Origin of the sequence: Paenibacillus rubinfantis (assembly GCF_001486505.1) — a bacterium.
In the GTDB taxonomy this organism is placed as follows: Bacteria; Bacillota; Bacilli; order Paenibacillales; family Paenibacillaceae; genus Fontibacillus; species Fontibacillus rubinfantis.
This window is the reverse complement of the sequence record NZ_LN909066.1, coordinates 1,183,734-1,203,231: the sequence shown is the minus strand read 5'-3', so window position 1 is coordinate 1,203,231 and position 19,498 is coordinate 1,183,734. Positions and strand designations below refer to the sequence as shown.

The following is a 19,498-nucleotide window of genomic DNA, read 5'->3' as shown; positions in this document are numbered from 1 at the left end:
GGATGGCTGTGGTAGATCGCCGTAAACTCGTAGTCGAAGCAGCGGAGAAGTCCTTTGCTTTATTCGGCTATAAAGCGACGACGATGGACCATGTGGCGAAAATTGCGAATGTGGCGAAAGGTACGATCTACACCTTCTTCACGAACAAAGAGGAGCTGTTCGATGAGATTTTGCGTTCCGTGATCGCGGAAATGAAGCGGGTCATCGAACCGGAGATCGACGAAGAGAAGCCTTTCTTCGAGAACTTGCATCGGGCGATGGACGCGTTGCTGGAGTTCCGCAGCGAGCATGAGCTGCTGATCAAGTTGTCTCAGGAGGTGCGCGACTTCGGGACTCCTAAAGCTCAGGAAGGTCTCGAGCAGATCGAAAACGCGATTCTGGAATATCTGGAACGCCATCTGTCCCGTTCCGCTCAGCGGGAGGAGATCCGCCCGTTTGATCCCAAGCTGGTTGCTTTCGTCGTGTTTAAGCTGTATATCGCGTTAACGTCGGATTGGAACAAAAACAATAAGCCTTTAAGCAAAGAGCAAATCAAGGAGTTTATCCGTGATTTTCTGGCGGGAGGTTTGCTCCTGCCAACGGGAGCATAAACGAAATTATCCAAAGATTAGAGAAAGAAGCCATCAAGGGGAGAGAAAGCAAAAATGAAATCATTAAGTGTATTTTTCAAGGATATGGGAGCCACCTTCAAGAATCCTAAAGTGTTCATCCCGATTCTTGTCGTGCTGTTCATTCCCGTACTGTACAGCGGCATGTTCCTGACGGCCTTCTGGGATCCGTACGGGAAGATGAACGAGCTGCCGGTTGCGGTGGTGAACGAGGATTTGGGGGCGCAGTACGAAGGGAAGGAACTGAAAGTTGGCGAGGATCTCGTAACCGAGCTGAAGAAGAGCGACGACTTCCAATGGAAGTTCGTTACCCGCTCGCAAGCGGAAACCGGGATGAAGAACAATGAATACTATATGACTATCGTTATTCCGGACAATTTCTCGTCGCAGGCGACCACGCTGATGGATGAGAACCCGTCGCCGGCCCAGCTGATTTTTGAGCCTAATGAGGGGTATAACTTCCTGGCGGCACAAATCGGCGGCACAGCGGTGAAGGAGATCAAAGCGAAAGTGTCCGCCAAAGTGACGGAGGCTTATACGGAAACCCTGTTTGACCAAGTGGAAAAAATCTCCGGCGGCCTCAGCGATGCAGGCAGCGGAGCCAGCACCCTAAACGATGGGGCAGCTAAACTCGACGACGGCGCGAAGAAGCTGAAGGAGAATTTGGCGAAGTTGGTCGACGGCACGATGAAGCTGGAAAACGGCGTTGCGCCGTTGGAGAAAGGCACGCAGTCACTGTACGAAGGCATTAACGAGGTTAAAGCCGGGGCCGGAACCTTGGCTAGCGGTTTAACGCAGCTGGAGGCAGCTAATCAACAGCTGGAGAACGGAGCCAAAGAGGCGCATCAAGGCGGTGCGAAGCTGCAAGCTGGACTTCAATCCTCGCTGGAAGGCGCTCAGAAGCTGAAAGCCGGCTTAGAAGCGTCTGAGCAAGGCAGCGCCCAACTGCAAGCTGGGCTGGAATCGTCTGTTCAAGGCAGCGCGAAAGTGTCCGCAGGGGCCAACAGCGTAGCGCAAGGGTTAGAGCAACTGGCGCAAGCGAATCCGGAGCTGGCGAAGAACGCTTCGGTGCAGCAGTTGATCGCTGCCAGCAAGGCGGTGGCCCAAGGCAGCGAACAGCTGCATCAAGGGAATCAACAGCTGCTGCAAGGCAGCCAAGAGCTGCATCAAGCGCAGCAACAGCTCGTCCAAGGCGGGCAGCAATTGGCGGCGGGTCAAGAGCAACTGCTGCAAGGGGCAACTCAGCTGAACGCCGGTCAAGAGCAGCTGGCGAGCGGGCTTGAACTGTTCGGCAGCAAACTGTCGGAAGCGGCGGCCGGTGGGCAGAAGCTGGCGAGCGGTGCCGGACAGCTGAGCACAGGCGCCAAACAACTGCTTGGCGGCGTCGAGCAATTGTCCGGCGGTGTAGGCACGTTGGCTGACGGCTCGAAGCAGCTGAACGCCGGTGCAGGCGAGCTGAAGAACGGCATGGATCAACTGACGGAAGGCTCGGGCGAACTGGCTTCGAAGCTGACCGATGCGGCGGAACAAACTTCCGGCGTGAAGAAGACCGACGCGCTCGTCAATATGTACGCCGAGCCGATCGAAATCAGCGAGCAGAAAGTCAACGAAGTGCCGAACTACGGTACGGGTTTTGCCCCTTACTTCCTGTCGCTTGGCCTGTTCGTTGGGGCGTTAATCTCGACGCTGGTCGTCCCGGTACGGGGCACCTCGGTGGCGGAAGCCAGCGGCTGGAACCGTTTCGTCAGCCGTTCGATGGCTTTTGCAGGCATGAGCTTAATCCAGTCCTTGATGGCGGTTGTGCTTGTCTTGTACGGACTGGGGCTTGAGGTCAAGAGCATTCCGCTCTTCTACCTATTCGCCTTTGTTACCAGCTTGTGCTACATGTTTATTATTCAAGCGCTGGTGACCTGGTTGGAGAACCCGGGACGGTTCCTGGCGATCCTGATGCTGATCTTCCAATTGACGACCAGCGCAGGGACCTTCCCGCTCGAGCTGATTCCAAACTGGATGAAAGCCTTCAACCCGATTCTGCCGATGACTTACAGCGTCAAGGGCTTCAAGGCGGTCATCTCGACCGGCGATATGCCGATCGCTTGGGAAAATGTCGGCATGCTGTTGGCGTTTGGCCTCGTATTCCTGGCGATAACGCTGGTATACTTCATGCGCCACGAACGCAGCGCGGATGTCAGTCCCGAAGCGAACTTGAGCGTCCAATCGCATTAATCGCATCTTAGAATTAGGATGAAATCCGCCCTCCGGATCTTTCAGGGGGCGGATTTTTTTTACGTTGATGGCGAGGAGGCGACCTCTGTATTCTGAACGCTTTGCATGATTATCCCGTTAGATCAACTGCACCTCAGCTCCTCCGACCACCTTATCGAAAGGGATAATCGTGCAAAGAGACCTGGAGGGATACCAACACATCTTCATATGGTGACGCTTTCGTGGCAAAACCACCCTTACGGGCCCTAAAATTTCTAATCAATAGTGCAAAATAAAGAGAATATAATGCAAAAACAGATGTGACATTTTCCGTTAGAATAAAAAGAAAGATTCATCCGGGCTTATCCGGTATCGTGGCAAGGCGTGGGGACGGATCTATTTCTATCCGCTTATGATGTTTTGAACTACCTCTAAATAGAAAGGTTGCGTCAGATGATGAAACATACCGTTATACCTCCCAAGCAGGGACTTTATGATCCCGCTTTCGAAAAAGACGCTTGCGGCATGGGCTTCGTAGCCCACATCAAAGGGAAGGCCTCCCATGAGATCGTCAGCCAGGCGCTGACCATGCTGGCGAATATGGAACACCGGGGCGGCCAAGGCAGTGAACCGAACTCGGGCGATGGCGCAGGTATTTTACTGCAAATTCCGCATCGGTTTTTTGCAGCCGAAGCGGCAAAGCTTGGGTTCGCTCTGCCGGAGGCGGGTCAGTATGGCGTCGGGATGCTGTTCCTGCCGCATGACGAAGCGGCCCGAGCCAAACAAGAGGAGGAGCTTGTGCGCATCGTCGAGGCGGAAGGGCAACGGGTCCTCGGCTTCCGTACGGTTCCGACTTACGACGATATGCTGGGCCAATCGGCCAAAGCGGCAAAGCCGTTCGTTCGCCAGATCTTCATCGGGCGCTCCGCGGAGCTGAAGGACGATTTGGATTTTGAACGCAAACTGTACGTGATCCGGCGCCGGGCTGAACTTGCGATCCGATACAGCGGCGCGGAGCAGGGGGATGCTTTTTACGTATCCAGTTTGTCTTGCCGCAAGGTTGTGTACAAAGGGATGCTGACCACGGAGCAAGTGGGACAGTTCTACCTGGATTTGCGGGATGAGACGCTGGAATCGGCCATCGCGATGGTGCATTCGCGCTTCAGCACGAATACGTTCCCAAGCTGGGAGCGGGCGCATCCGTACCGCTTTATGATCCATAACGGCGAGATCAATACGCTGCGCGGCAACGTGAACTGGATGCATGCGCGCCAATCGATGTTCCAAAGCGAAGCGTTTGGCACCGATTTGGAAAAGGTTAAACCGGTGATCAACCCGGACGGCTCGGATACGGCGATGTTTGACAATACGTTTGAATTTCTGTACCTGAGCGGACGTTCTCTGCCGCACGTGGCCATGATGATGGTGCCCGAGCCATGGGTTGGCCGGGAAGATATGGACCCGGACAAACAAGCGTTCTACGAATATCACAGCACGATGATGGAGCCATGGGACGGGCCTGCGGCGATGGGCTTTACCGACGGCATCCAGATCGGGGCCATCCTGGACCGGAACGGCTTGCGTCCGTCACGTTATTATGTAACGAAAGATGACTTGATCGTTCTCTCCTCGGAGGTTGGCGTTCTCGACATTCCAGCGGAGGACGTGCTTTACAAGGACCGGTTGCGCCCGGGGCGGATGCTGCTTGTCGACACGCGGGAAGGCCGGATCATTTCCGACGAGGAAGTCAAATCGGCCATCGCTAAGGAGCATCCTTACCGCGAGTGGTTAAACGAGCATCTCGTCGAGCTGGAAGATTTGCCGGAAGCGAAAGAGCTGCCGCCGGAAAGCCATGAAGATATTTCGCGCCGTCAAATGGCGTTTGGTTATACGTATGAAGACCTGCGGAAAGTGCTGGAGCCGATGGCCGTCACCGGCCAGGAAAATATCGCTTCCATGGGTTACGACGCACCGCTGGCCGTACTGTCAGAACAGCCGCAGCGGTTGTACAACTACTTCAAGCAAATGTTTGCGCAGGTCACCAACCCGCCGATCGATGCGATCCGCGAGGAGCTGGTTACCTCGACGGCAACAACGATTGGACCGGAGCGCAATCTGCTTCAGCCGGAGCCGGAAAGCTGCCGCCAGATTCGGTTGGATTCGCCAATCCTGTCCAATGAGGATTTTGCGAAGATCCGCCATCTGCACCGGCCAGGCTTTAAAGCCATCACGATTCCGATCCTGTTCCCGGCTGCCGAAGGGGCAGAAGGGCTTCGTAAGGCGCTTGACACCTTATGCGAAGCGGCCGACCGGGTGATTGCCAAAGGCCACAACATCCTGATCTTGTCCGACCGCGGCATGGATGCGGAGAACGCCGCCATCCCGGCGTTGCTGGCTGTATCTTGCCTGCATCACCATCTCATCCGCGAGGAGACACGGACCAAGGTCAGCCTCCTGCTGGAGTCGGGCGAACCGCGCGAGGTGCACCATTTTGCCCTGTTGCTTGGCTACGGGGTGAGCGCAGTGAATCCTTATCTGGCGTTCGAAAGTCTGAAGGATATGATCGCCCAACGGATGCTGCAGGGAATATCGCATGAAAAAGCGGTGTACAACTTCATCAAAGCAGCGACCAAAGGGGTCGTTAAAACGTTGTCCAAAATGGGCATCTCAACGATCCAATCGTACCGCGGGGCGCAAATTTTCGAAGCGGTTGGGCTGGAGCCGGCGTTTGTGGATCGTTACTTCACTTGGACACCGTCCCGAATCGGGGGCATCGGCCTGAAGGAGGTTGCAGCCGAAGCGCTGACCCATCATTACCGTGCCTATACCGACAAGGACGGCAACGACAAGGTGCTGGATTCCGCTGGGGAATACCAGTGGCGCAGCGGCGGGGAGGAGCATCTGTTTAACCCGCAGACGGTCCATTTGCTGCAACAGGCGGTGCGGACGGGCGACTATGCGCTGTATAAGAAGTTCGCCGAGCAGGTGCAAGGCGAGAACAACAGGCATTTGACCTTGCGTTCCTTGCTGGAGCTGAAGCCGGTTGGTCCGAAGGTACCGCTGGAGGAAGTGGAATCGGCCGCTTCGATCATGCGCCGCTTCAAGACCGGGGCGATGTCCTTTGGTTCAATCAGCAAGGAAGCGCACGAGACGATCGCAATCGCTATGAACCGCATCGGCGGCAAGAGCAACACCGGTGAAGGTGGCGAGGATCCAGCACGTTATGTGCCGGACGAGAACGGCGATCTGCGCCGCAGCGCGATCAAGCAAGTGGCGTCGGGACGGTTTGGTGTCACGTCGAACTACCTGGTGAATGCCGACGAAATCCAGATCAAGATGGCACAGGGGGCTAAACCGGGTGAAGGCGGTCAGTTGCCGGGTCGCAAGGTGTATCCTTGGGTCGCGGAAGTGCGTGGATCCACCCCGGGGGTGGGCTTGATTTCGCCGCCGCCACACCACGATATCTATTCGATCGAGGATCTGGCGGAGCTGATTTACGACCTGAAGAACGCTAATCCGCGGGCCCGCATCAACGTGAAGTTGGTCTCGGAAGCCGGCGTTGGAACGATCGCAGCTGGCGTTGCCAAAGGACGCGCCGATGTGATCCTGGTCAGCGGTTATGACGGAGGAACCGGGGCTTCGCCGCAAAGCTCGATCCGCCATGCCGGTCTGCCTTGGGAGCTCGGGCTGGCCGAAACGCATCAAACACTGATGTTAAACAACCTGCGCGACCGCGTTGTCCTGGAAACGGACGGCAAAATCCTGAACGGCCGCGACCTTGCCGTCGCCGTTTTACTCGGCGCCGAAGAATACGGCTTTTCGACCGCGCCGCTGGTGGCGGTAGGCTGTATCATGATGCGCGTGTGCCATCTGGATACCTGCCCGGTGGGCGTGGCTACCCAAAATCCGGAGCTGCGCAAAAACTTCACCGGCGATCCGCAGCACGTCGTCAACTTTATGACGTTTGTGGCGGAGGATCTGCGCGAATGGATGGCGGAACTGGGCTTCCGCAGCCTGAATGAGATGATTGGCCGCACCGACTGCCTCGATACGGTCAAAGCGGTCAGCCATTGGAAGAAGCAAGGCGTTGACGTCAGCTCGCTGCTGCATATGCCGGAGCTGCCGGAGGGCAGCAGCCGCTACTGCACGAAGCAGCAAAACCATGGGCTGGAAGAGACGTTGGATCTGACGCAGCTGCTACCTTTGGCGCTTCCTGCGCTGGAGCGCGGCGAAGCCGTCAGCGCCCGGCTGCCGATCTGCAACGTCAACCGGGCGACCGGGACGATCGTAGGCAGCGAAGTTACCCGCCGTTATGGGCAACAGGGGCTGCCTGAGGATACGATCACGTTCCATTTTGAAGGCTCGGCGGGTCAAAGCTTCGGGGCGTTTGTACCGAAGGGCATGACGCTTACCGTCGAGGGTGATGCCAATGACTACACCGGAAAAGGGCTGTCCGGCGGTAAGGTTATCGTGAAGCCGTCGCCGCGCGCTACGTTTGCCGCAGAGGAGAACATCATCATCGGCAACACGTCGTTTTACGGCGCGACGAGCGGAGAGGCATACATCCGTGGGATTGCTGGAGAACGGTTTGCGGTGCGTAACTCCGGTGCCAACGTCGTCGTTGAAGGTGTCGGCGACCACGGCTGCGAATATATGACCGGCGGACGCGTTGTTGTCCTGGGCGGAACGGGCCGGAACTTTGCGGCCGGGATGTCCGGCGGGATTGCATACGTGCTTGACGAGAGCGGCGACTTCGCCAGCCGTTGCAACTTGGAAATGGTGCTGCTGGAAAAGGTGGAGGAGCCAGCGGAAGCGGATCAACTGCGGACGTTAATCAGCCGTCACATCCTGTATACAGACAGTACGGTGGGACGCCGTGTGCTGGACCGTTGGAACGAGACCCTGCCGAAGTTCGTGCGCGTCATTCCGAAGGACTACAAGCGCATGCTGGAGCAAATCCGCAAGGTTGAAGACGAAGGTTTGAAGGGCGAAGCCGCGCTGTTGGCTGCTTTTGAAGCCAATGCACGCGAGCTGGCCCGTGCCGGCAATCATTAATATTTCATAGCGAAAGCGATGAAAGCAAGAAAAGGGCTGCCCCGCATGTCTTGTCAAGACATTGAACTGCACCCCGTCAAGTAGACAGTATAAAAAATAAAAGCTCAATTAGGCGGCCTTGGTCCTGTACTCCATCGGACTGAGGCCGTTTAATTTTCTCTGTAATCGTTCGTAATTGTAAAAGTGGATATAGTCATCAATGTCGTTCTTCAACTGGTCAAAAGTCCGATAATTATGCAAATAATATTTCTCGCATTTCAATGTTCCCCAGAAGGATTCCATGGGCCCGTTATCAATGCATCGGCCTACTCGGGACATACTCTGCTTCATGTTGGCAGCATCCAGCTTTTCTTTAAAGTATGTTGAAGTGTACTGGAAGCCTCGGTCACTGTGAATCAATGGCTTACATTCGGACACAGATTCCAGTGCCAATTCTAGCGTCTTAAACACCAGTGGATTGTTGTTGGAGTGCCCCAGCACGTAAGATACAATCGTATTATCATGGAGGTCAAGAATCGCGCTTAAATAAGCCTTTTGTCCATGACCGTATTTGAACTCCGTTACGTCCGTCACCCACTTCTCGTTTGGCGCATCCGCCTGGAACTCGCGATTCAGCAAATTCTCGGCCACATGCTGAGGGGTGGAGCGCGGATATTTCTTTTTCTTTCGGCGGATCACCGATTGGATCCCCTTGATCTCCATTAATCGCTGTATGCGTTTGTGGTTAATTCGCTTTTCAAGCATTCTACGTAAATGCAGCGTGAGTTGACGGCAACCAAAGATGCCTTCGACCTTGTGGTACAAAGACATCATGACTTCCGTCAGCTCTTGGTTCTCCAACTGTCGCGGACTGGGCTTGTGGCTGAGCCATTTGTAATAACTTGACCTTGGTATCCCTGCCACCTCGCACAGAAGCTGTATGCTGAGCGACTCTGCCTGGTGCACGGCTTGTATCGCGAGATAGACGTTCTCCTGTCGATGCTGGCTTAACGACGCCCCCTTTGGAACTCCTGTAACTTTTTTAGGAATACATTCTCCGCTCGTAGCCGCTCAACTTCGTACTCCAGCTTCCTCATAGCAAGCTTCTGTTGGTCGGCCTCCGTAAGCTCCTCAGGCGCCTTCTTGCGCCCTCTGCCGTCGCGAAGAGCCTCTGGTCCACCGGCTTCGTACTTTTTAACCCACCCATATACTTGTTGGTAAGAGACCTTGAATTGGTCTGCCGCCTGGCTGTAATCTTGTCCATTCGCAAGGCAGTGCAAGACAATGTCAAGCCGCTCCTGCCACGTTGTAGAACGTCCCTTGGTCATAGCCGTCTTTCCCCCATTGTAAGCTCGTAAACTGCTATGACCATTATACTTCTTAATCCAATCGGCGAGTTGGGTTCGACTGGAAATCTTGTACTTATCGATGATCTGGTATTGTGACAACTCACCACGAAAATAATCCATGACCGCTTGTAATTTAAGCTCAGCAGAATAACTACGATTGCAAGTTCGAATCGCTAATCCCTCCATACCATACAGTCGATAACGATTTCGCCACTTCATTAAGGTGGACTTGCTGAACCCAAACTTCCTTACAGCGGCATTAATACCGATATGTCAGCCCTCGATCTCCTGCACAATGGCTAATTTCTCTACATCGGTAAGCTTTTTATTTGGCATGAAAAATGCTCCCCCTCACGGTAAACAGGTTTTATTATTTCACCTGTCTACCGTAGGGGGAGCATATCAGACAGCGGGGTGGTCTTTTTTGTAAAATAAATTAGTTGTACGAACATATGTTTTTGTATAAAATGATTTGGAGAATAGATCGAGAAGATGAGAAACCGGATGCGATAGGAGGGGATCGGCGCTTGGCAGAACAAACTTATGCGCCGCAAGGCGGCGAACGAAGGATGAGGCCGCTGGGACATTACCGCGAAATGTTGGAGAAATACGTGTTCACGCAGCGCAAGCTGCTGGTTAAAATGACCGCGTTGCTGTTGATCTCGATCGCCTTGCAGCTGATCAACCCGCAGGTCATTCGTTATTTTATTGATAGCGCCCAGGGGGAAGGAAGTCTGAAGCCTTTATATGTTGCGGCGGGTCTCTTCATCGGCTTCTCCCTGGCGCAGCAAATCGTATCGGTCTGCGCCTCCTACTTTAGTGAGAACCTGGGCTGGACCACAACCAACAAGCTGCGGGCGGATCTCGTTCGACATTGCTTGTCGCTGGATATGTCGTTCCACAAGTCGAACACCTCCGGCTCGTTGATCGAAAGGGTGGACGGCGACGTCAACGCGCTGGCCAACTTCTTCTCCAGCTTCCTGATTCATTTGCTGGGCAATCTGTTATTGATGGCGGGCATTCTGGTACTGCTGTTCCGCGAAAACGTCTGGATCGGCGCAGCGATGAGTTTATTTGTCGTTGGCGCGGTCTTTATCATCCGTAAAATTCGTGAGTTTATCGTACCGGTCTGGACCAAATGGCGGGCGCAAAATGCCGAGCTCTACGGGTTTATCGGGGAACAGCTGGAAGGCACCGAGGATACCCGGGCGAATGGGGCCGCCGGCTATGTGCTGGAACGCTTCTATGCCATGGCCCGGCGGATGCTGCCGGTACGCGTTCGCGCCTCGCTGGGCTTCGGCATGATGTGGGGGACAACGATTCTGGTGTTTGCCTTGGGCAATGCCGCCGCTTTTCTCGTCTGCGCTTGGTTGTGGAGACGGGGCGAGCTGACCATTGGTTCGGTTTACCTCGTGTTTTATTACACGGAGCTGCTGGCTCAGCCGATTGAGAAGATTCGGACTCAACTGGATGACCTGCAAAAAGCCGACGCCAGCCTGATTCGCGTCCGGGACCTACTGAACACGAAACCGCGGATCACTGATGGCCCGGGCGCACCGCTGCCAAAAGGACCGTTATCCGTGAAGTTCGACCGGATGACGTTTGCCTACGAGGAGGACGGGGAGCCCACACTGCATGAGCTGGCGCTGATGCTGAAGCCGGGAGAAACGCTAGGCCTACTGGGACGGACCGGCAGCGGTAAATCCACCCTGGCGCGGCTGCTGCTGCGCTTCTACGATCCCCAGCAGGGCAAGATCGAGCTGTCGGGCATCGACATCCGTGAGTGTAAGCTGCAGGAACTGCGGAGCGGGGTGGCGATGGTGACGCAAAACATCGAGATTATGGAAGGTACCGTCCGCGATAACCTAGCTTTGTTTGATGAAAGCATCCGAGATGAGAACATCATCGCCGTGCTGAAGGAGCTGGGGCTGCAGGAGTGGTACACTGCCTTGCCTGACGGGCTGGATACGGTGCTCTCCTCCGGCGGGGGCAGCCTGTCAGCCGGTGAAGCGCAGCTGCTTGCGTTTGCTCGGGTCTTCTTGACCAACCCGGGGCTGGTCATCCTGGATGAAGCCAGCTCGCGTCTTGATCCACTGACCGAAAACCGGATTGAAACGGCGATTACCCGGCTGTTGGAATCGCGGACGTGTATTATCATCGCGCACCGTTTATCGACGGTGCAGCGCGCGGATCAGATCCTCATATTGGAGAACGGCCGAATCGTAGAATATGGACCGCGCATGGAGCTGGCTGCCGACCCGGGGTCACGCTTCAGCCGGATGCTGTCCGTTGGACTGGAGGAGGTGTTGGCATGAATACGCGGCATTTTTTCTGGAGGCTGTTGTTGAATCGTCCGGCTTTTTATTTCGCGAACCTGCTCTCTTGGACGGTTATCCATATGATTCCGCTGCTTCCGGGGCTCATTACGAAAGCGTTCTTTGATGATTTGGAGGGAAGCGCCAGCCTCCCCTACGGAGTGGAGGGTTTAATGGCGTTGTTTATCGGCGTGGCGCTGGCGCGCATCATGATGATTGCCGTCGGCTGCTGGACGGACAGCGGCTACCGATTCCGGATCAGTATGCTGCTCCGGCGGAATATGCTGGCTCATGTGCTCAGGGAGCCCGGCGCCAAAGCGATCCCTTGCTCGCCGGGGGAAGCGATCAGCAATTTCCGCGACGACGTGGATCAGTCCGAGGAAGCGATGAGCTGGTCGGTGGATATGTTTGGTTTGATCGGTTTTTTCGCTGTCTCTAGTTATATCCTAATCTCCATCGATGCGCAGTTGACGTTCTTCGTCTTTGTGCCGTTGATTCTGGTCGTCACGGCGGCGCAGATCGCCACGGCGCGCATCCAGAAGTACCGGGCCGCGAGCCGCACCGCCACCGCCAAGGTTACAGGCTCAATCAGCGAGATGTTCGCCAACGTTCAGGCGATTCAAGTCGCAGGGGCAGAAGGGCGGATCGTGCGCAGGTTCGAACGGCTGAGCGATGAACGCCGGAAGATGATGGTCAAGGATAAGCTGATCACCGAGTCGCTGTCCTCCGTGTTTACGAACTCCGTTAATCTCGGAACCGGGCTGATCCTGGTGCTGGCTGGCTATAAGATGCGCAGCGGATCGTTTTCCGTCGGTGACTTGTCGCTCTTTATCTACTATTTGACCTTCGTCACCCAACTGATTTCGAACGTTGGGAACTTCATGACGTTTTATAAGCAGATGGCCATCAGTTTCACCCGTTTGAAGCAGATGCTTCAGGGGGCGCCGGCCAAACTGCTGACGGTTCCAGCCTATATCGGGATCGGCAAGCGGCGGCAGGCCGATCCCGATTTCGTGCCGAATGCCGCTTCGACCGTGGACGATGTCGTGGAACCGGAGGGATTTCGGCTCTTGGACGGCGCTCCGGTGGAGCCGCTGCGGCTGCTGGAGGCGAGCGGACTGACGTACCGCTATCCGGAGACCGGCCGGGGCATCGAGAACATCAGCCTGCGCCTCCCGCGCGGCTCGTTTACGGTTGTCACCGGCATGATCGGCTCCGGCAAGACAACGCTGCTGCGGACGCTGCTTGGCCTGTTGCCGGCGGAAGCGGGCGAGATCCGCTGGAACGGCTGCCTTGTCCGCACGCCGGCGGACTTCTTTGTTCCGCCGCATAGCGCGTATACGGCGCAAATTCCGCGCCTATACAGCGACAAGCTGCGGAACAACATCCTGCTCGGGCTGCCCGAGACCGGGGACAGCCTGACGCAGGCGCTGCACGTCGCCGTGCTGGAGGACGACGTGGCGCAGCTGGCGCACGGCCTCGACACGATGGTCGGGCCGCGCGGCGTCAAGCTCTCCGGCGGCCAGGTCCAGCGGACCGCGGCCGCCCGGATGCTCGTGCGCGAGGCCCAGCTGTACGTGTTCGACGACCTGTCGAGCGCGCTCGACGTCGAAACCGAACGTAAGCTGTGGGAGCGGTTATTCCAGACCCGAGGCCAGGCAACCTGCCTCGTGGTGTCGCACCGCAAAGCCGCGCTCTCGCACGCGGACCATATCATCGTGCTGAAGGACGGCACGATTGAAGCCGAAGGCACGGCGGAGCGGCTGCTCGCCTCCAGCGACAGCTTCCGCCAGCTCTGGTACGGCGAAGAATCGCAGGCCGGCGGAGCATAACATCGCCAGCCCGAAGTTACGAACACGCCCCGCCGCTGCGTCTGGGGCGTGTTCGCGTTGATCGGGGCCCGCACCCGCAAGCTTTAGCCCGGCCGCCACCTGTGTAGCCGGGCCTGCTGCAGATCAAACGGAACTCATCAGCACTCCATCAGTTCCGCATCACTTCCCGAGGCTTTAGCCGGTGGACACCTTATGGTAGAATAGGGGAAATTATCCTGACTTATCGGGATACAGACTGAAGAGAGTGGGGAGTAGCCATGGAGATGACGCAGGAACCGGTCGTACGCATGCGGGACGTCAGCAAGCGTATCGGCGGCAAAACGCTGATCGACCGATTAACGCTGGACATCCCGAGGGGACAGGTGTACGGCTTCTTAGGACCCAACGGGGCCGGGAAAACAACGACGATTCGGATGATGGTCGGACTGATGTCCATTACGGAAGGCGATATCCAGATCGAAGGAGCCAGCATTAAGGATCGATTTGAAGAGGCGATTTCGCATGTCGGCGCCATCGTAGAAAATCCGGAGATGTACAAGTTCCTGACCGGGTATCAGAATCTGTTGCATTACGCCCGCATGTCCCCGGGGGTCACGAAACAGCGGATCTGGGAGGCGGTTGAGCGGGTTGGCATGCAGAACCGCATCCATGACAAGGTCAAAACGTATTCGCTGGGCATGCGCCAGCGGCTTGGGGTCGCGCAGGCCATTCTGCATCGGCCGAAGCTGCTGGTGCTGGACGAGCCCACCAACGGGCTCGACCCGCAGGGCATCCGCGAGCTGCGCGATTATTTGCGCGTGCTGGCGCGGGAGGAGGGGACGACCGTGTTTGTCTCCAGCCATTTGCTGTCGGAAATGGAGCTGATGTGCGACACGGTCGCCGTCATCCAGCAGGGACGGCTCGTGGACGTCAAGTCCCTGCATCCGGAGGCGGGAGAAGGCCGCGAGCGGGAAACGGCCTTCGAAGTGAGCGATCCGCAGCGTGCGGCGGAGCTTATCGCAGGCGGGCGCCTGGAGGACGGACGGCTGATCGTATCCGCCGACCGGCAAGCCGCGGCCGGGATCAACGCGAAGCTGGTAATGGCCGGCATTGACGTGTACGTCATCCAAACGGTGACGCGTTCGCTGGAGGATCAATTCCTGGAGCTGACAGGGGGGAAGGACATTGAATAGTTTTCTCGCGTTGGTCCAAAACGAGAACATGAAAATCTACCGGCGGGTTCGCACCTGGATTATGTTCGGGCTGCTTGTCCTGCTGACAGTCCTGTTTGGTGTATTGTTCTCGCTGGATGGGGGCCGCTCCAGAATGAGCGCTTGGGACGCGCTGGATCAATTAAGCTTCCTTTATTATCTCGTCAGCATCTATGCTGCTGTTGTGGCTGCCGACATCGTAGCCGGCGAGTTCACCTGGGGAACGATCAAGCTGCTGCTGATCCGGCCTTGGACGCGGACGAAGGTGCTGCTGTCCAAGCTGCTAGCTGTGCTGCTGTTTACCTTGGCGATGAGCGTGGTGTTTTTTGCCGCAGCCCTGGCCGTGGCGTTCCTGATATTCCCGAATGTGCCGTCGCAAATTTTCCTGCCGGGCGAAAGCCCGCTGGGTCGGATTCTGGAAAGCCTGTTGTACAGCTATGTCGACCTGCTCGTAATTGCGGCGTTCTCATTTATGCTGTCGACGGTCTTTCGCTCCAGCGGCATCGCCATCGGGTTATCGATCTTTATCCTGTTTGCGGGCAACATCTTTACGATGCTGTTTAACCCCGTCCACTATCCTTGGGCCAAATACCTGTTGTTTGCCAACATGGATTTAAGCCAGTATCGCGGTGGTCAGATCGGTCCGGCCGGCATGACGCTGGGCTTCTCGGCGGCAGTGCTGGCGGCGTACGTGCTGCTGTTTTTGGCGGTGGCCTGGCTGGTGTTTAAGCGCAGGGATGTCGCCGCCTAAAAACGACGAAAAAAAAGTTCCCGTTGCCTGTTCAGGCGGGAACTTTTTTATTTTGCTTTACCCAGCTTCGGGCCGCGCGGCCTTCTTCACCTTTCCCTTACCGGAAGAGGCGGATGGAGCGGAGACGGGCGTGATTCGCTCCATTTTGCTTGCTCCGTTTAACAGGCCGCCTTCGACGATGATCAGCTTGGCAACATCCACATTCCCGTCAACCTGGCCGCTGGCGGTGATCGTTAATTTGCCGGTTGTGGAGACATCCCCAACGACTTTGCCGGCGACGATGACGTCGGTTCCTTTAATATTGGACATGGCTTCTCCCGTTTCCCCGATGATCACCTGGCCTTGGCAATCGATCTCTCCATGGATCTGGCCCTCCACGCGCAGATTGGTTTTGCACTCCAGCTTGCCTTCAATCAGGCTGCCTTGGCCAATCAGGGTATCGGTCAGGCGAGGGGCTTTTTTGTTGTCTTTAAACATCGCGGTCCTCATCCTCCTTTGTCAGGTCTGAACTACTTCAAATAAGGCATCGGATCAATCGCTTTGCCGTTCTTGACGATTTCAAAATGCAGATGGGGCCCGGTGCTGCGCCCCGTATTCCCCAGATTGCCGATGCTGTCGCCTTTCTTCACCTCATCGCCGACGGAGACGTCGATATCGCTTAGGTGCATGTACCAGCTTTGCAATCCACCCGGGTGCTCAATCACGATATATTTGCCGTGAGAGCCGTCGCGCTCCGCGGTAATGACTTTCCCTGCGGCTGCGGCATAGATCGGGTCGCCCACTTTACCAGCGATATCGATGCCCGCATGGAAAGCTGCCCGACCGGTAAAGGGATCGGTACGGTAACCGAAATTGGAGGTCAGCCGCGTGGACAAGGTTGGCCATTCGGAAGGGGTACCGGAGAGGGAGTACTGCGTTTGTTTTGCCTTTTTTAAGGTCAGCGGGACGTTCTTCTCCATCTCATCCAGCATGGCATTCATCGCGGCAAAATCGTCCCGCGTCTCTTCCGCCAGCGCCAAGATTTCGTTGTCGTGAACCGCAATGAACTCGCCGCCAACGCCGCTGTCCCCAAGCGCATCCAGGGAATCGTCCCAGGACAACGAAGACAGCTTGCCCAGGTTCTTCGCGTCGCCGTCCCCGTATTTATCGATAAATTTCTGAAGCTCCGCTTCGAGTTCGGCTACTCGCTCCATCCGGTCCATCATATCCTGGGATTGGCTCGACAAGGCGATCACTTCGTTCTGCAAACGCTGAATGGCTTCGTCTTTGTTGGTCACCACCGCTTCAAAAGCCAGGTTTTGCTGCTCCAGTTGATGTTCCAGGCGGGAAACAGTCCGATCCGAGTGAACCTGCAGGCTGACGATCAGTCCGGAAATGGACAGCAGCGCCAGCAAAGGCACGGCAACGACAAGCGGCTTGGACACTTGCACCTGTTTGACGGGCCGCCCGGCATCCCGCAGGACAAGCAACGTCATCCGATTGGGATTCGGTACGCTTACGCTCCTCATGGCATCCCCTCCCTACGCTTCGTTGGTTCTATAATTTATCTATTCCTATGATTCTTAAATCATGTCAAAAAACTGGTCCTGTCTGATATAATTGGCGGCCCTGCTGCGCTGAACCAGAGGGAAGAAAATGAATAAACCGCCGCCCGGTTGGTTAATGATGAATGCAGGGGAGGGTGGAGTTCATGAACTGGTTGATTGGCATTTTACTTCTTTTCATCGTACATATCGCATTGATTCTGCTGCTCGAATTCCGCAATCCCGGCAAAACCGTGGCTTGGATGTTTATCTTGTTCCTTTGCCCCCCTTTGGGGCCGGTCCTCTACTATTTCATGGCGCGCGATTATAAGAAACGCAAAAGGCTGCTGCGCCGGGGCTCTGTCCCGTTCCGGAGCCTTCGGGCGATGCTGCGCTCCCGGTCGGAGACGGCGGATACTTTGGAGAGAATGAACAACCCGGAATTTGTGGGGCAGGAGCGGCTTTTCAGGCTGCTGACCCATCAGGCGGTGAACCCGATCACGGGCGGTAACCGCACGGAGGTGTATTCCTCCGGGGAGCCGGCCTTTAGCGCGATGCTGGAGCGGATGGAGTTGGCGAAGGAGCATATTCACATTGAATTTTATATTTTCCGCAGCGATAGGATCGGTATGGCCTTTGCCGAGGTGATGATCCGCAAAGCCCGGGAAGGGGTCAAGGTGCGGATGATCTGCGATGGACTTGGGAGCTTTAAGCTGGAGCCCTCCTTTATCGATCGGCTTAAGGAAGCTGGAGTGGAGGTCTATTTCTTTCTGCCGCCGCGGGTCGCCGTGCGGAATCGCCGAGTGAATTATCGCAATCATCGCAAAATCGTTGTGGTGGATGGGAAGTTCGGGTTCGTGGGTGGACTTAATGTAGGCGACGATTATCTTGGACTTTATGAAAATATGGGGTTTTGGCGCGATACGCATCTGCAGTTGGAAGGAGATTCGGTTCATTATTTGCAGTTGACCTTCCTGGAGGATTGGCTGCTGGTGTCAGGGCAGGATCTCGGCGATCCCGTCCTGTTTCCTGCCCGTGAGGGGCCTGGACGGGAACAGGTACAGATCCTGACGAGCGGCCCGAATCGGACCCGCAATGCGATTCAGGAAATGTGCTTTAATTCTATCGCGGTGGCGAAGCGCCGGATCTGGATCGCTTCGCCCTATTTCATTCCGGACCCCGGTGTGTACTCCGCGCTCAAAACGGCCGCATTAAGCGGGGTCGAAGTGATTGTTATTATGCCCTACCATTCGGACAGCCGCCTGGTGAAGCTGGCTTCGTTGTCTTACGTTGAGGAGCTGCTGGGGGACGGAGTGAGGTTTGTTCAATATACGAAGGGCTTTATTCATGCCAAAGTGATGATCATTGACGGCCTGCTCGCTTCGGTGGGGACGGCGAACATGGATATGCGCAGCTTTTTTTATAATTTTGAAATGACCGCCTTGCTGTTTGATCCGGACACGATTGCTCGGCTGGAACGAGATTTCGAGCAGGACCTGGCCGACTCGGTGCCGATCCTGCCGGAGGCCTTCGCGGTCCGCTCGCGGTGGCAAAAAGGGCTGGAGCTGTTGGCCCGTTTGTTGTCCCCTCTTTTGTAAGGAGCTTAGGGCTTGGGCTAGGAGCGTCTTTAGGCGCGGACCGGGGCTTTTAAATGCTGCAAAATCAGCTTTAGGGATTGCGGGGGCACCGTTTCCAGCAGATCGCCGCGTTCCTTTAGCCGCTGGCCGATATTCAGAAGATGATAATCCGCGGGCTTCGGGTTCTGCCGCACTTCGTCCCAGGTGAGCGGGGTCGATACGCTGGCGGCAGTGCGGGCGCGCGGGGTATAGGGAGCGGCCAGCGTTTTGCCGCCGTAATGCTGCAAGTAGTCGAAATAGATTTTGTCACCGCGGTCTTTTTTTAGCCGTTCGATGGTAAATAGGTGCGGATGCTTCTCGGTTACGTAGCGGGCGACAAAATGGCCAACCATCCGTAGCTCGTCGAAGGTGAGGCCGTATTCAATCGGTACGATAATCTGCACGCCGGTGGCGCCGGACGTTTTCGGCACGGATTGCAGGCCCAGCGACGTCAGGATCTCGCCGACCAAGGCGGCAGCCTCCATGATTCGCGGCTCCTCTTCCAGCGTTGGATCGAGGTCGATCATCCATTCGCACGGCAGCTCCTCCCCAACATAGTGCAGGGAAGGATGGAATTCGATACAGGCGAGGTTGCCGAGCCACAGCAGCACCGGCAGCCGGTCAAGCACGACATAGTTGATGTTCTCGTGGAATGCCGTGTGGACGAACGGCGGCAGCGGATCGGGTGCGTTTTTCTGATAAAAAAACTTGCCATGAATGCCGCCGGGATAACGGATCGTCGTGAGCAGCCGATTGCGGCAGTATTTCAGCAGATAAGGTGAAAGCTCGGCCAGCTTCTCCAAGTACATTTGCTTGGTGATGCCGGCTTCGGGCCACAGCAGCTTATCGGGGTTGGAGACGGGGACCTCTTCGCCTTCGACAGTGATCGTCCCTTTGATTGTCCGGGGCATGGTCGGTTCCTCCTTGCTGGAATCAGATTGGAGGCTTGCGCCTCGCTAGCTAGGGGTGTTGATACTAGGCTTGCCTGGGGAGCGGGAAACTATGAGCGGTGGAGGGGAACGCAGAACCGGAATGGTTCGCGGAAGGCGGGGGCAAACTTGAGGTTATATTGGAG

The 19,498-nt window shown here is 56.2% G+C and carries 13 protein-coding genes; 8 read left to right on the top strand and 5 right to left on the bottom strand.

Features of this window, described 5'->3' with window-relative positions; genetic code table 11:
• Positions 1-2 precede the first annotated feature (2 nt).
• The 3 genes from BN3277_RS23100 (at position 3) to gltB (ending at position 7,868) form a co-directional block, all read left to right on the top strand.
• Positions 3-590 carry a TetR/AcrR family transcriptional regulator gene (locus BN3277_RS23100; protein ID WP_059046719.1) on the top strand — a complete coding sequence of 196 codons (588 nt, stop codon included), beginning with the start codon at positions 3-5 and terminating at the stop codon, positions 588-590.
• A 54-nt stretch (positions 591-644) separates the two neighbouring features.
• The gene (locus tag BN3277_RS23095) at positions 645-2,834 is read left to right on the top strand and encodes a YhgE/Pip domain-containing protein (RefSeq protein ID WP_059046717.1); all 2,190 of its coding nucleotides are present in this window, start codon (positions 645-647) and stop codon (positions 2,832-2,834) included.
• Positions 2,835-3,269: 435 nt separating this feature from the next.
• Positions 3,270-7,868: a glutamate synthase large subunit gene (gene gltB / locus BN3277_RS23090; protein ID WP_059047447.1), complete on the top strand. Its 4,599-nt coding sequence runs from the start codon at positions 3,270-3,272 to the stop codon at positions 7,866-7,868.
• A gap of 108 nt (positions 7,869-7,976) precedes the next feature.
• On the opposite strand, the gene BN3277_RS23085 is transcribed toward gltB, so the two are convergent.
• Positions 7,977-8,897: an IS3 family transposase gene (locus tag BN3277_RS23085; protein ID WP_148501012.1), complete on the bottom strand. Its 921-nt coding sequence runs from the start codon at positions 8,895-8,897 to the stop codon at positions 7,977-7,979.
• Positions 8,855-9,415, bottom strand: coding sequence for a helix-turn-helix domain-containing protein (locus BN3277_RS23080; RefSeq protein WP_082691579.1), 561 nt, complete (start codon positions 9,413-9,415; stop codon positions 8,855-8,857). The genes BN3277_RS23085 and BN3277_RS23080 overlap by 43 nt, the downstream gene beginning before the upstream one ends.
• Positions 9,416-9,765: 350 nt before the next feature.
• On the opposite strand from BN3277_RS23080, the gene BN3277_RS23075 reads away from it, so the two are divergent.
• The 4 genes from BN3277_RS23075 to BN3277_RS23060 all read left to right on the top strand — a co-directional run bounded on the left by BN3277_RS23075 (position 9,766) and on the right by BN3277_RS23060 (position 15,284).
• Positions 9,766-11,511, top strand: a complete 1,746-nt coding sequence (locus BN3277_RS23075) for an ABC transporter ATP-binding protein (protein ID WP_059047445.1) — start codon at positions 9,766-9,768, stop codon at positions 11,509-11,511.
• On the top strand, positions 11,508-13,343 hold the full coding sequence (locus BN3277_RS23070; protein WP_059046715.1) for an ABC transporter ATP-binding protein: 1,836 nt from the start codon (positions 11,508-11,510) through the stop codon (positions 13,341-13,343). Before BN3277_RS23075 ends, BN3277_RS23070 begins: the two co-directional genes overlap by 4 nt.
• 263 nt (positions 13,344-13,606) lie before the next feature.
• On the top strand, positions 13,607-14,515 hold the full coding sequence (locus tag BN3277_RS23065; RefSeq protein WP_059046713.1) for an ABC transporter ATP-binding protein: 909 nt from the start codon (positions 13,607-13,609) through the stop codon (positions 14,513-14,515).
• Positions 14,508-15,284, top strand: coding sequence for an ABC transporter permease (locus BN3277_RS23060; protein WP_082691578.1), 777 nt, complete (start codon positions 14,508-14,510; stop codon positions 15,282-15,284). The genes BN3277_RS23065 and BN3277_RS23060 overlap by 8 nt, the downstream gene beginning before the upstream one ends.
• 57 nt (positions 15,285-15,341) lie before the next feature.
• On the opposite strand, the gene BN3277_RS23055 is transcribed toward BN3277_RS23060, so the two are convergent.
• A complete protein-coding gene (locus BN3277_RS23055; RefSeq protein WP_059046711.1) occupies positions 15,342-15,761 on the bottom strand; it encodes a bactofilin family protein in 420 nt (139 codons plus the stop codon).
• Between the two features lie 32 nt (positions 15,762-15,793).
• Positions 15,794-16,792, bottom strand: a complete 999-nt coding sequence (locus BN3277_RS23050; protein ID WP_059046709.1) for a M23 family metallopeptidase — start codon at positions 16,790-16,792, stop codon at positions 15,794-15,796.
• A gap of 182 nt (positions 16,793-16,974) precedes the next feature.
• On the opposite strand from BN3277_RS23050, the gene cls reads away from it, so the two are divergent.
• Positions 16,975-18,405 (top strand): cardiolipin synthase, encoded by a 1,431-nt coding sequence (gene cls / locus BN3277_RS23045; RefSeq protein WP_059046708.1) that lies wholly within the window; start codon positions 16,975-16,977, stop codon positions 18,403-18,405.
• A gap of 29 nt (positions 18,406-18,434) precedes the next feature.
• On the opposite strand, the gene ligD is transcribed toward cls, so the two are convergent.
• Positions 18,435-19,334, bottom strand: coding sequence for a non-homologous end-joining DNA ligase (ligD, locus tag BN3277_RS23040; RefSeq protein ID WP_059046706.1), 900 nt, complete (start codon positions 19,332-19,334; stop codon positions 18,435-18,437).
• Positions 19,335-19,498 lie beyond the last annotated feature (164 nt).